Below are 13,482 nucleotides of genomic sequence, written 5' to 3'. Positions count from 1 at the left end.
ACGCCCTGCATGCCGCATGAATGCCGTTTTCGAGTCCTAGGGACAATTGAGACGTAGCACCATGAGGCCACCTTAGATAAGGCCCCTAAGACGGCAAACGCCATCGAGCTCTAATCACGAATCTCGCATGCAACGGTCGGTTCGTTCCAGACCACAACGGATCGCGTCGTTCACCTTTGTCATCGCTCGCGAGAATGCACGACGGATTCCGTAGCAGACATGCAGGTAGCCCATCGAAACGCTCGTTGGCGCGATTACTTCGGGCGGACATCAGGCGTAGCAATCTACCTGAACGAGTGCGAACGCATGGCGGTGGGGGGGCTGGTCTCGCATTTTCCGAGAACGTTGCGTAGCGTGCCGATCTGGTCGATTTGGACTTCGCAAATGTCGCCGGCGCCCGGCGGGTTAGAGAGCGTTAGAGGCACGACACTGCACGCTAGGCCAATAATGATGAGATCACCCGGCATCAGCGTCATCACGGCGCTGACTAACGAGACGGCGTCCGCCACGCTGATCGCCGATTCGCTCGTGCCTGTTTCGTGGAGTGTCATTTCGTTCAGCTTGGTGCGAATGCGCAGACCGGCCGCTCCGCATGGAACCTCATCGACTGTGACCAGTGCAGGCCCCATTGCACCGTTCTCATCGAAGCGCCGATCGCCGCTCCAGTGCGAACTTGAAACCTGCTCGCCGTTGAACACCGGGCAGCTGAAAACGGTGTATCCAGCAACGTAAGAAAGCGCGGAATCATGAGAAAGGCAGTTGCCGACGCGGCCCATCACTGCGACAAGTTCGCCGTCATAGCCGAGAAGCGTTGCCTCGCGCGGCTGTCGCAGTGAGGCGTTCTGACCGATCAAGTTGATACGAGAGAGTACCGACACGTGTGCGCATGCCGGCTTCTCGCAGCCTTCCTCGCGCGACCTGTCGGGGTAGCTTGGACGGACCCGAATAATCTTGCCAGGTGCTGTTATCGGGGGCAGCAGGGCGCATGCTGCAAGATCGACAGGCTTCCCGCTTCGAGTCAGGATGTTGGCCGCGTTTGCCAAAGCACCCGCGCCCGCCCGTAGCAACTGATTCAGCTTGCCCGGGAACCCCAGATCAGCCTGATCTAGGCCGTGATAGTGGCCGTCTTCCAACTGAAGGGCGACGCCCGTAGTGTTGCCGCGTCGATAACTGATGAAACGCATCGTAGGTCTCCGGGGCGGCGCATCCGTGAGAAAGGCAACGCTGGAAAGGGGGCATCCGTCGAGCTCGCGACCGCGAAGTTTTCCGGACCGTCCCCCTTGGTGCGCCGTATCCGTCGCCTCTCAAAAGGTGATGCCTGATGCGAAGAGATTACCGCGACATGGGAATTGCGGGTGATGTAATAAAGCCAATGTTTTCGCGGATCCGGCCACAAAAAATCAGCTGGCGGATATCTGAATACAGCCGGATCGGGGGTTCGCATGCGAGCGTAGCCAATCGATCAACGGCGCGGGGTGGCTGGCCAGACACCGATGCTCATCCGTGGGCAGGAGAGCGCGGCTCAAAGGGGACGACGCTCCAAATGTCCGAGGAATTCAGCAGGACGCTATTGCCAATGTCGGCGTCAGGCTGGATCGGCGGCCTATGACCAGCCACCAACTGGCGCGATCAGGGGGCTGAAAGCCGGATTCAGTCCCCCCTTAAGAAACGGCCGCATTGGGCATCGGCGGCAGTGCGAACTGCTGCATTTCGAAGCATTCACATCGAATACGAATCGCGACAAAGCCAGCGATACAAAGTACGGAACCAACAACCGTGACGAGCAGGGCGATCAGCAGGACATTGCTGTTGAGGCTCGCTCGGTGCATTTTCGCCGGCTAGAGAAAAGAGCGCGGACGGCAACGCGTAGTCACGAGCATCGTGTTGATTGCCGTGAGAAGCATACTGCTCCGAGCGAGCTTCCCCGCTGTAGCCCTTCGCTATCGAAAAGAAGAAGAGAACTAGCGCGAACTCTATTTCCTGAAGCATTTTTTATCTCGCTCCATCTCTTCGCCTGAGTGCCTGCGCCGATACGGAGCGGAGCCGAAAACAAACATGAATTCGCTTTTACCTTCTAACGAAGCAGCCCGATCCTTTCGATCTCCCCTTCGCAGACGTCACTCGCCTTCATCCAGAATTGCAGGGTGCGTGCCATGCCGTTACCGGAAGGCGTACCCGTCACGATGAGATCGCCAGGTTCGAGCGTCATCGCGGCACTGATCAAGGCGGCGAGTGTTGCGACATCGAACACCATCTGGATCGTGTTCGCGTCTTGTCCGACTCATTCATTCAGCTACGTCTAAATCCGCAAGCCTTTTGCGCCGAGCGGTAACTCATCAGCTGCGACGAACTCTGGTCCGATCGCATCGGTTGCATCGAAGTTCTTCCGCATTGTCCACTGCGGAGTGCGAAACTGACAGTCGCGCAACCTAGCGTCGCTGAAATACTGTATAGCCGACGCGAGCGCTTGCGGCCCTTCGCGTGGCAGTGAAATAAGATCATCGGTAAAACTAGCCTCTGCATGCGTTAGACCATGGGCGACTCCATCGCCGGTCCTCACGGCAACATCAGCTATGTCAGGGCGAATGAAGCTGATGAGGCGCGTGTCAGGATTTTCTTGTTCCGACTCCGAAGGCGCGGTTACATCCGGTGATCGAAGAAGAAGGTCGGGTGAGCTATCGCTCAAACATTGTTAATTTCTTTGTGATTCCCCGTTGGCACAGAGTGATCCGGAGAAAATAAGACCGTGGCGGCGCAAAACGATTGTCTGTTGCGAGCGCTATGCGGAGTAATGTCGTTGCGGTTTGCGCGTCTCGCCTGAAGGCCATGATTGTGAGCGTGTCACGCACTACCAGGAGCATTGATAATTCAATGGTTCAATGAGTTTGAGAGCACGTCGTTGCTGAAAGCAATAACAAAAATGGTTGGTGTCCGGCTTCTAGGCACGCAGCAGCGCGAGCAGGAGCTGATAAGTTTATTTGCAACCGACGCAGTCGCTGATGCAGCTCTCCGCACTGCTTGTGCCACCAGCGCGACCCGCGCAGGTTGATCAGCTTGTCCCGCAGGGTTATCTGAGGCCGCACTCGCGTCACTCCTGGCTCGCCGTTGCCAATGGGGCAACTCGACTACGAGGTAGTGCGTCTTGGCCGCGATTGTATGGGGGCAAGCGCCAACCGAGTCGTATCCGAATAAACGCTGGCCGCGGTCAAGTTTTCCCCGCGACTCTGCGGAGAAACACCTCCGTACCGCAGGTCGCTTATACCTGAGTACGATGGCATCTCTTATCGGTTTAAGAGCGTTGTCGACAAGGATTAATTCGGGAGATCAAAGCCTGAACAGGGGATTATTTCGACCCACCATTCGTAGAATGGCGCGCGGCAAGGTGTGGCATTAACTTTTCGTTTCCACCTCACCATGATCTAAGGAACGGAAAGTGAAATCCATCAATGCATTAGCATCGATCGTACTTGCAACTACGCTCACCATCGGCGTGACTGACAGCGTTCGTGCGCAAAACATGACCACCACCGCAAGCACGACGCTGGCGGCTGGCCTGCCCGCAATCCTTGAACAAGGCAACGTGCGCTACGTTTCGGGCGGTGTGGGGCACGACGAAGCGAAAGCGATGCGCCGCGCCGCATCCGGCTGGCCGCTGTCGCTAGATTTTTATGGACCAACGCGCGATTATCTTGCCGATGTCCACGTGCGCCTCGAAGACGCAAACGGCATCGAACTGCTGCAAGCGGACTCGCGTGGTCCATACATGCTGTTGCAATTGCAGCCCGGCAGCTACACGGTTTTTGCTCGCTACAAAAACAAGGAACAAAAGCGGACGATCAAGGTTAGCCCGACAGGTCACGTGAATCTCCCGTTCACGTTCGATGTCCAATGACTCTGCGAATGCAATGCGGGGCTGTACTGCACGGATAGCTGCCGCTGCGAAACTTGCAGGGCAAGTTTCGCGGCGGTTCCGATATCAGTGGGGAAATGCTTCGCATGAAGTCATCAGCAATTTCAAAGAAGATTTCCTAATGTTGGTTGCAGTGTCATAACTCGTGGAGTAGCCCCTTGATTCTCAGGTGGAGTAGCCCCTTGATTCTCAGGGCACGCGGCACCTCTTAAAATAAGAGGGAGTCTTGTGACTGGTTTTAAGCCTAGGCAAATTGTGGAAAGCATCGAAATTTTGAGCGAACCGGAGCGCCGGCGGCGGCGCTCGGTGCAGGAAAAAGTCTCCATCGTCCAGGAGACTATGGAACCGGGCGCAACGGTTTCAGCGGTCGCCCGGCGTCACGGGGTGAACCCAAACCAGGTATTTGCGTGGCGCAAGCAATACCAGGACGGCAGCCTGGCGGCGGTGAAAGCTGGGGAAGCGGTGGTGCCGGCTTCGCAACTGGCCGCAGCGATGAAGGAAATCAGAGAATTGCAGCGTCTGCTTGGCAAAAAGACGCAAGAGGCCGAGATACTGAAGGAAGCAGTCGATTACGGCCGCTCAAAAAACTGGATTGCGCGCTCGCCCTTACTGCCCGGGGACGACCAATGAAAATGGTCTGCGATGTTCTCGGCGTGGCGCGCTCTGCTTTGGCAGTCAGGAAAGCCCGTTCCCCGGACTGGCAGGATGGCCGTCGCGCCCGGCATATTGATGACACGGAACTGGTTGCTGCAATCCACGAGCATGTGGCTGTCTTGCCAACGTATGGGTACCGCAGAGTCTGGGCGTTATTGCGACGTAGCCATGAAATGGCTGGCGCGCCGTGCGTGAACGTCAAGCGGGTCTATCGCGTCATGTGCGACCACCAGTTGCTGCTGAGACGTCCGGGTCAACGACGCGACACCCGCCGCCATGATGGACGGATTGCGGTTGACCGAAGCGATGTCCGCTGGTGCTCAGACGGCTTTGAGTTCCGTTGTGACGATGGCTCGCCGTTGCGCGTGACATTTGCGTTGGACTGCCACGACCGGGAGGCCATCAGTTGGGCCGCGACGACCGGCGGCCATAGCGGCGACGTCGTGCGTGATGTGATGCTCGCAGCGGTCGAGCAACGCTTCGGCACGGCGCAGGCAGGCTCAACCATTGAATGGCTGTCGGACAACGGCTCTGCCTATATCGACCATCGCACACGTAGCTTCGCTCGCGAGTTGGGTCTGGAGCCATTGACGACTCCAGTTCGTTCGCCGCAGAGTAATGGCATGGCCGAGTCGTTCGTGAAGACCATCAAGCACGATTACATTGCCTTCATGCATAAGCCTGATGTGCCGACAGCGCTCGCGCATCTGGCCGGCGCCTTCGAGCAATACAACGAGCGTCACCCGCATAAAGCGCTGAAATATCGGTTCCCAAGGGAGTTTCGTCGTACTGCAGCATCAGCAACTTAACGGTGTGCGAGTGTCCGGAGTTACAGGGGCAACTCCAACTCGTCTGTCATCAACACGTCTTGATGCCGCTTGCGGCATGTGGTGTTGCTCGTTATCCACTTAATGTCAGCCAGCTAGAAAAAATCCTCACATTTGGAATTAGGTTGGACCATAACTGATACGACGACCCATTGCCGGCCAGTTGCTGAGGTTGAACAGTGTGCCGAAACAGGCATCGCTGAAAGTGACAGACCGATACACCAGCGCGTAGTTGACGCTATGCGGGATTCGGAGTTGCTGCAGTCGGCAGAGCCAATTTGGGTTTGCCAGAGTACCGTTGCTCAAAAAGTTAATGCCTCCCCGTTGCGAATTTCCCGGCACATAGAACCGAAACATCCAATACGTCATTGCCCGTGGCGTGAGGATCATTAGCGGCCGGGGATACGGATCGGCGGTGTTCTCTTGCTTCTATCAAAAACGATGACGGATACCGAGCCGAAGTGCCAACTGGTTGTTTGCACCCGTGCCGGAAGGTCCAAAGAAGTTCGCGCTAGAGCCGATTTCAGCTTGCACGTTCTGCTCGCCGTTCCGTCCGGACGCGATCTGGTAAATGGCCAGTGCATAAACGTCGGTTCGTTTGCTGAATGAATAGTCGGCGCTGAGGTTTACCTGATTCCAATGGCCTGTGTTGGTGTCGCTCAGATGCATAAAGGTATAACCAACGCCCACGTTGAAGGCGGGTGTAAATGCATACTTGGCACCAGCGTCGTAGGCCGTGAATATGGTCACGGAACCCGTCAGTGTCTCGAACCGCGTGTTGGTGTAAAGCGCCCACAATATTGCCGCGCCGACAGTGTAGCGAGTACCCACGCCGAAAGTGCGTAGGTCTCTTACTGAGCCCGTCGAAACATTGGAAATCGTGGTTGCATACGCTGGTACTGCTTGATTTGGATAGTGAATGTCGGTGTAGGCGGCGCCCACGGCGAATGGGCCGTTGGCGTAATTCACACCGAAGCTGTATGTGCGGGACGATCCAGCGACCGGGGCTGTGGTGGGCCCTGTGGAGGGCGCGCCCGCAAATGCACCGGCCTGATTCGAGAAAGCGTACATCGCACCGAATGTAAATCCCGAGAAATCAGCGCTGCTGAACTTGATCGCATTGTTGATGCGGCTGGACGTCAGTTGATCTACGTCATTGATGTGATACGCGTAGTTGCCTGCAGCGGTCTGGCTACCTGTCGAGTAGCCGGCGCCAAGGTATTTAGTGGAGAATGAGTACTGCCGTCCGAGCGTCAATGACCCTATGCCAGTCTGCGACAACCCTATGAACGCTTGCCGCCCAAATAACGCCCCACCTTGGTTGAGCGTACCGGTACCACTATTGAATCCGCTTTGCAACATGAACAATGCCTTAAGGCCACCTCCCAGATCTTCGGTGCCGCGCAGACCCCAGCGGCTGCCGGATGCCACGCCGTCGTCGTACTTGAGGAGGCTATCGTGGCCGGAGCCCGCGCGCGCGTGATTCACGTAGCTGACGCCTGCATCAATCAGCCCGTAGAGCGAAACGCTGCTCTGCGCTTGTGCGTTGAGTGCAACACCGCTCAGAACAGCGGCTGTAACCAGAGTCTTCTTCATCTCGTATCATTCATGAGTTAGGACCTGTCACGGGAAGTCAATACCGGGAATCTCCTCGATAGGACCCACTTGATCAGATCTCCAAGTGACCTAGTAGCGGCGCCAGCATCGCGTCTCCGTGTCGAACACATTTTCAGAAACGCACGATCGGCGCCTGAAGGTAGAAAACTTCTTTCAATAACTAATAATTATCGATTGAATAATCCAATCGCTATATTCGTTGGTATATTTTGGTCTGTAGGATCCAGTCACAGCGATGCACATTGATCGAGTTCTTGTTCAGGAAATCAAAGTCCTGCGTTGGGCTTCTAATTCGGGGGATCCAATGCGCGTTCGCTATACCGATATCACTTAGCGTCGCGAAGACACCTCTTTGACGCATTAAATAGGCCGTTTCGGGCGCGCCAGTTCGGCCTACCTCCATCGCGCCGGAGTCGGAGTGAAACAGGGCTGGAGGCTTGCCCCCACTGACAGCGAAATCATGCGCTCTTTGCTTCGGAGAGAGGCTAGTTGAAATTTCGCTCATTGCCGCTACGAAAACAAGCTTTGCCAGCAGGCTAGATATTCAAATTGATGCCTGCTTTGCGTCGCGCCTGGGAAGATAAAGATCAGGAAGCAACCGAGCAAAAGATAATCTGAAAACTAGCGTGACAATAGTTGGTCATCTGCGTTCGGATCGGAATTCTAAAGAGTTTAGAAAGACAGCTCGCTGGACAAAACCATTTCGTTGATATCGCTGTGCACACGTTCAACCGGCGTTTTTGCCTCGGAAACGGCAATCGCGTTTGGCAGTATCTGTCACTCCGATACCGCCTTGGCAGCCTGCGCTTTATTCCGTCCGCATTTCATGGGCCTCAATTTCGTCTTCCTAGACTAGGAGCACACGCGGGCATCAAGCGTTTGCGTCGGAGGGAACGTGGAAACGCCCTTCGCACCATGCTCCTGCTGGCATTAGCCTCGCCGGACGCACGCCAGACTGATGTTGCATGTTCGAATACATTGTCCGGCAACGCTTTCGGCCTTGAGATTCGGTGGAATCGGGCCGTCACTGTGACTGGTAAGTGCTTGGACGCTGCCAGGGATAGTCCTGGTTATCGCTCACAATGTTTGCTGTAACTTATCGCGTAGAAAGTGATCGATCGATTAATTAATATTGGAGACAGATCATGACCCCAATGGAACGTGGACGCCGCTGGAACGGGCGAGTGTTCGTTGCCTCAAGCTTGCCGGGCTTCGGCTTGCGGTTGATTATGAACTCGGGAGTGCGAGCATGAGCAAGATGTCTGGAGTCGCATTTCACGAAGTTGGCGCCGGCGGCGAGCGTGCGGAACCGGCAAGCAGTTTTGTGGTGAACGCGCGTCTGGAAGCGCTGATTTTTCGTAGACAAATGTTCTCATGGGGCTTGGCGGCTTTAATGATGCTTGGCTACTTTTTGTTTGTACTTTCCATCGCATATTTCCCCAGTCTGCTTGGTCGCCTGATCACAGGCCTTGCGCCCGCCACGTGGGGTATCCCAATAGGTCTCGGCCTCTTGCTTTTGCCGTTCCTGATTGTCGCGTTGTACGTCTACCGTGCCAACAATGTGTACGACCGCGAGATGGCTGATATGGAAATCGGAGACACAGCGTGAACTACCCTCTTCGAGTTGGGCTCGCTCAGGTGGCGTTGGTGGCATTCTGTGCTACAACGCAGACTGTTTATGCTTCGGAGTCAGGGGTTGCTACGCATCAGGCTATGAACTCTGTGGCGATTTCGATGTTTTTTATCGTCATTGCGGTAACGCTGTCAATTACCCGGTGGGCAGCGAGCAAGACCCGCAGTATTGACGATCACTACGCCGCAGGCGGTCGCATCAGTGGCGCGCAGAACGGGTGGGCAATCGCAGGTGAGTATCTCTCTGCAGGCTCGCTCCTCGGCATTTCCGCAATGGTCTATTCAAGCGGTTTTGACGGACTGATCTATTCAATTGGCTTTCTCGCGAGTTGGCCGATCATCCTCGCCCTTATCGCCGAACCGCTCCGAAACCTTGGTCGTTTTACTCTCGCGGATGTGGTGTCTTACCGCTTGCAGCAACGGCCTATGCGCGTTTTCTGTGCTGTTTGTTCTCTTGCAATCGTACTTCTGTACTTGGTTTCGCAGATGATTGCTGCTGGAAAGCTGATTGAGATACTGTTTGGCGTTTCGTACGCGCCTGCCGTGATTGGTGTTGGCATGCTAATGGTGGTCTATGTGTTTTTTGGCGGAATGCTCGCTACGACGTGGATCCAGATCGTCAAAGCCGGCGCTTTGTTGGCTGCATGTCTGTTCATGGCGGGAATGGTTCTGTGGCAATACCACTTTAGCCTAATTGAACTCTTCGCCGCGGCCGTCAAGGTGCATCCTTTGCACGACGCGATCATGCGACCCGGCGGCCTTCTTCACGATCCAGTCTCTGCGATTTCGCTAGGTTTAGCACTAATCTTTGGTACCGCTGGACTCCCGCATATTCTGATGCGCTTTTTTACCGTACCCGATGTTCGTGCCGCACGGAAAAGCGTCCTGCACGCAACTGCGATCATCGGTATTGGCTACTTTCTGATAGTGATAATCGGCTTCGGGACAATTGCGATCGTCATGCCGGACGTTCGCTACCACAGTGTCGGAGGCGGACTGATTGGTGGCGCTAACATGGTCGCGGTTCATCTGGCGCACGCAGTCGGCGGAAACGTCCTGCTCGGTATCATCTGCGCAGTCGCGTTCTCTACAGCACTGGCGGTCGTGTCTGGTTTGACGCTTGCTGGTGCTTCTGCTGTTTCGCACGATCTCTATGCGAACGCGATCAAGCAGGGGCATTCGTCCAGCGTCGACGAGTTGCGCGTTTCTAGAGCCACGACAATCGGTCTAGGTTTGCTTGCGATCGTCTTTGGCATTGCATTCGGTAACCAGAATATCGTATTTGTCGTTAGTCTGGTCTTTTCCGTTGCTGCCAGTTCTACGTTCCCTGTGCTTCTCCTGTCGATCTATTGGCGAAACCTGACCACCCGCGGCGCCGTGATTGGCGGTTCATTAGGACTTTTGTGTGCGGTATTGCTCACACTGACAGGGCCGACAGTTTGGGTGCAGATTCTCGGGCACGCTCACGCCATCTTTCCGTACGAATACCCCGCATTATTTTCGATGCCGGTAGCATTCGTCACCATCTGGCTTGTTTCGATTACGGATCAAAGTAAGTCTGCCGCCGCAGAACGTGCACGGTTTTCGAGTCAACGACTTATTTCCTCGATTGGGCGCCGGCCGAGTACGCAGATCGATCCCCAGATTTCAGGCAGCCATGCGCCCCATTGATTCACGCCGAAGAGCCGTTTCTCGACTTTGAATCGTTGATCGCACTCGATTGAGTGCGATCACTATTCCATGTACAAATTCGTCGAATATTCGTTTTTAAGATCAAACCTCAAGCCGCTATGCGGCTTTTGACCTCAGGAGCATAAATGTCCGAATTTCTGAAGAACGCATCAGTTCATGGATTGTTTGTCGACGGTGCGAGTCGCCCAGCGTTGTCTGGAAAAACCATGCCAGTCGTTGCGCCGGCAACTGGTGAGATCATTGCGCAGGTTGCCGATGCTGATACGGGCGATGTCGATCTGGCAGTGGCGAGTGCACGCCGTGCATTTGAGTCGAGCGAGTGGCGCGACATGTCTCTGCGGACACGAGCGAGACTCGTGAACAAGCTTGCTGACGTCATGGAGTCGCATATGGACGAGCTCTATGAACTCGAAACATGGAACAACGGTCGTCCACTGCGCGAGACGCGGGCACAGTTAGCGCGGGTGCCGGAATTGTTTCGCTACAACGCGTCCCTTGCCGTAGCACGACGTGACGCAACTATTCCCGTTGAAGGCGACTATCACACTTTTACGAACAGAACCCCGGTAGGCGTGGTGGCTAACATAACGCCGTTCAACCATCCGTTGCTGATCGCATCACGCAACCTCGCGCCGACTTTTGCATCGGGCTGCACCACGGTCGTCAAACCTTCCGAGCTTACGCCTTTGACGACTCTACGGCTTGCTCACCTTTTTGCGGACGCCGGATTGCCACCGGGAGTGTTCAATGTAGTGACCGGTGTGGGCGCGGCTACAGGTCAAGCGTTATCCAAACACGTGGATATCGACAAACTGGTTTTGACAGGCGGTACCGAAGCGGGGCGCGCAGCCGGTGCGGCTGCGGCGCACAACTTCGCACGCCAGACGCTTGAATTGGGCGGCAAGACGCCGGTAATTGTGTTCGATGACTACGATGTCAAGCAGGCAGTCGACTACGCTGCATTTGGTGCTTTCGTCGGAGCAGGTCAGACCTGCGTCTGTGCTGCCAGACATATCGTACAGCGTAGCGTTTACGACGAATTTGTCAGGCGTCTGGCAGAAAAAGCCGACGCTCTCGTAGTAGGTGATCCGTTTAACGCCGCGACGCAGATGGGGCCGGTCATCTCCGCTCGCCAGCGCGAACGTGTTTTGCAGTATGTTGAAATCGGCAAGGATGAAGGCGCCCGTCTGGTTGCCGGCGGGATCGTGCCGCCGGCCCTACGCGATTCGAAAGGTTTTTACGTGCGGCCCACAGTCTTCGCGGACGTGTCACCGTCCATGCGAATCGCCCGTGAAGAGGTGTTTGGACCATTCACGGTGGTAATTCCATTCGATACCGAAGAAGAAGCTTTGCATATTGCCAACGACTCCGAATACGGACTGGCCGCGGCAATTCGCACGCGCGATGTCGCCCGCGCGCATCGCGTGGCGCGAGGCTTGCAGGCCGGCATTGTCTGGGTCAACGATCATCACCGTGTCGACGCTGCGTCGCCTTGGGGCGGTGTCAAGTTGTCCGGAACCGGTCGGGAGTTCGGCCTCGAAGCATTCGAGGGCTATTTTGAAACGAAGGCGGTGATGGTCAACGTGGGCGATGAGCCATTCGACTGGTTCAACATGGAAAAGGTAGACACGCGTCTGAACTAAATCTGCAACTTATCAAATCGTCTTGCTGAAAGGAATTTACATGCTTTATACCTGCTCTCCGGGTTGCCGTGACCCGCGCCATGGCCACAGCGCCTCAGACGGAGCCCGCACACATCCTGGTAACTTCACCGTCGACGTGCATTGTCACCGTCTTGATGTATCCGTTGCCAAAAAGGCGGCCGCGCTTGATCCTGCCGCGCATGATCCGAGCACAATCTTCGCTAACCAGTTGACACGCGATACCAACGTCCGACAGATGAGCGAGCGAGCGCCACAATTAACGGATGTGAATCGACGCTTGGCCGACATGGATCGGATGGGGATTGACGTGCAGGTCGTAAGTCCCGCGCCGTTCCAATACCATTATTTTGCTCCCGCCAAGACCTGTGCATCTTTGGCGCGAGAGATCAACGAGGGAATGCAGGAGCTCGTAAACGGACATCCCGATCGCTTCGCAGCGCTCGGTACAGTGCCGCTGCAGGATTCTCCGCTTGCTGTCGACGAACTAACGCACGCAATGTCGGTCCTCGGTTTGCGTGGCGTGGAGATTGGGCCCAACGTCAACGGCAAGAATCTGACCGATCCGAGCTTAGGACTCGAACCGTTTTTTGCCCGCGCAAATGAACTTGAGGCCGTCATCTTTCTTCATCCTGTTGGCTACAGCGATGGTGCTCGGTTGACCGAACACTACTTTAATAACGTAATCGGTAATCCGCTGGAAACGACGGTTGCAGCGAGTCACCTGATATTTGACGGCGTGGTGGCGAGATATCCGCGTATTAAATTCCTGCTGGCTCACGGCGGCGGCTACGTAGCGCACTACTGGGCACGAATGGACCACGCATGGCATGCGCGTCCCGATTGCCGTGGCTCGATCGATCGACCTCCGAGCGAATGGCTACGCAAGATGTATTTTGATAGCGTGGTTTTCGATCCGGTTCTGCTCGGTCATTTGATTTCGAAATATGGCGCAAAGCACGTGCTACTTGGTTCAGATTATCCGTACGACATGGGTGATGACGATCCGGTGGGCCTGGTCGCAGCAGTAGAAAACCTCTCAGCCGAGGAGCGAGCGCAGATACTGGGCGGAACCGCAAGCGAGTTGTTCAAACTGAATGCACCCGTTGCAGGTAATCGTGTACCAACGCGAGATAGCGAGTCAATGACGGATTCCGGTGCCGACCGGCAACGATAACAGTACAGTATTGTCTGACGGAAGTCGTCCGGAAACGGGCGATAACTCCAGGCTAATGATGATCTTTTCTTTCTCACTGCCCACGAAGTAACGCTTGCATGACATCGCTCAAATTCGGGGCATGGACTCGGAGAAGCTGTCGTTATCTTCGTGGGGCAATCTAATCCTAGGCGGCGGACGCAGTTGTAGACGCATAAGTCACGGCATAGTATTCGGTAGTCTGAGCCGGCTCCTCACCAGTGTGATCGTGAGCAGTAAGATGGTGGTGTTTGTCCAATCTAGGCGCTGAGCGCTCGTCGCGAGCGCCTAGTT

At 55.6% G+C, this 13,482-nt stretch carries 8 protein-coding genes and 1 pseudogene; 6 read left to right on the top strand and 3 right to left on the bottom strand.

Translation table 11 applies throughout. The annotated features are described in order from the left end of the window. Positions 1 to 284: 284 nt before the first annotated feature. Both P3T18_RS00220 and P3T18_RS00215 read right to left on the bottom strand, forming a co-directional pair. The gene (locus P3T18_RS00220) at positions 285 to 1,184 is read right to left on the bottom strand and encodes a fumarylacetoacetate hydrolase family protein (RefSeq protein WP_429297894.1); all 900 of its coding nucleotides are present in this window, start codon (positions 1,182 to 1,184) and stop codon (positions 285 to 287) included. A gap of 890 nt (positions 1,185 to 2,074) precedes the next feature. After that, positions 2,075 to 2,263, bottom strand: a pseudogene (locus P3T18_RS00215) (fumarylacetoacetate hydrolase family protein); the annotation flags it as partial. A gap of 1,170 nt (positions 2,264 to 3,433) precedes the next feature. Between P3T18_RS00215 and P3T18_RS00210 the strand changes: the two are divergent. Next, complete coding sequence (locus tag P3T18_RS00210) at positions 3,434 to 3,892, top strand: carboxypeptidase regulatory-like domain-containing protein (protein WP_429297893.1); 459 nt, start codon at positions 3,434 to 3,436, stop codon at positions 3,890 to 3,892. A gap of 282 nt (positions 3,893 to 4,174) precedes the next feature. Further along, positions 4,175 to 5,373, top strand: a protein-coding gene (locus P3T18_RS00205) for an IS3 family transposase (RefSeq protein ID WP_429299006.1) whose coding sequence is annotated in 2 segments (ribosomal slippage) — positions 4,175 to 4,490 and positions 4,490 to 5,373 — 1,200 coding nt in all. Because the reading frame shifts where the segments join, the coding sequence is not laid out codon by codon here. Positions 5,374 to 5,823: 450 nt separating this feature from the next. Here the strand turns inward: P3T18_RS00205 and P3T18_RS00200 are convergent. After that, positions 5,824 to 6,987, bottom strand: coding sequence for a porin (locus P3T18_RS00200; protein WP_429297892.1), 1,164 nt, complete (start codon positions 6,985 to 6,987; stop codon positions 5,824 to 5,826). 1,270 nt (positions 6,988 to 8,257) lie between these two features. Between P3T18_RS00200 and P3T18_RS00195 the strand changes: the two genes are divergently transcribed. The 4 genes from P3T18_RS00195 (at position 8,258) to P3T18_RS00180 (ending at position 13,170) form a co-directional block, all read left to right on the top strand. Further along, a complete protein-coding gene (locus tag P3T18_RS00195) occupies positions 8,258 to 8,617 on the top strand; it encodes a DUF485 domain-containing protein (RefSeq protein WP_429297891.1) in 360 nt (119 codons plus the stop codon). Beyond that, positions 8,614 to 10,311: a cation/acetate symporter ActP gene (gene actP / locus P3T18_RS00190; protein ID WP_429297890.1), complete on the top strand. Its 1,698-nt coding sequence runs from the start codon at positions 8,614 to 8,616 to the stop codon at positions 10,309 to 10,311. The genes P3T18_RS00195 and actP overlap by 4 nt, the downstream gene beginning before the upstream one ends. Positions 10,312 to 10,457: 146 nt before the next feature. Next, positions 10,458 to 11,975: an aldehyde dehydrogenase gene (locus P3T18_RS00185; protein WP_429297889.1), complete on the top strand. Its 1,518-nt coding sequence runs from the start codon at positions 10,458 to 10,460 to the stop codon at positions 11,973 to 11,975. A gap of 40 nt (positions 11,976 to 12,015) precedes the next feature. After that, entirely contained in the window at positions 12,016 to 13,170 is a 1,155-nt protein-coding gene (locus P3T18_RS00180) for an amidohydrolase family protein (RefSeq protein ID WP_429297888.1), read from the top strand. Positions 13,171 to 13,482 lie beyond the last annotated feature (312 nt).

It is taken from the genome of Paraburkholderia sp. GAS199 (assembly GCF_050436585.1).
Classification (GTDB): Bacteria; Pseudomonadota; Gammaproteobacteria; order Burkholderiales; family Burkholderiaceae; genus Paraburkholderia.
Note: the sequence above shows the minus strand (reverse complement) of the source record. Positions and strands in the feature narration are given on the sequence as shown.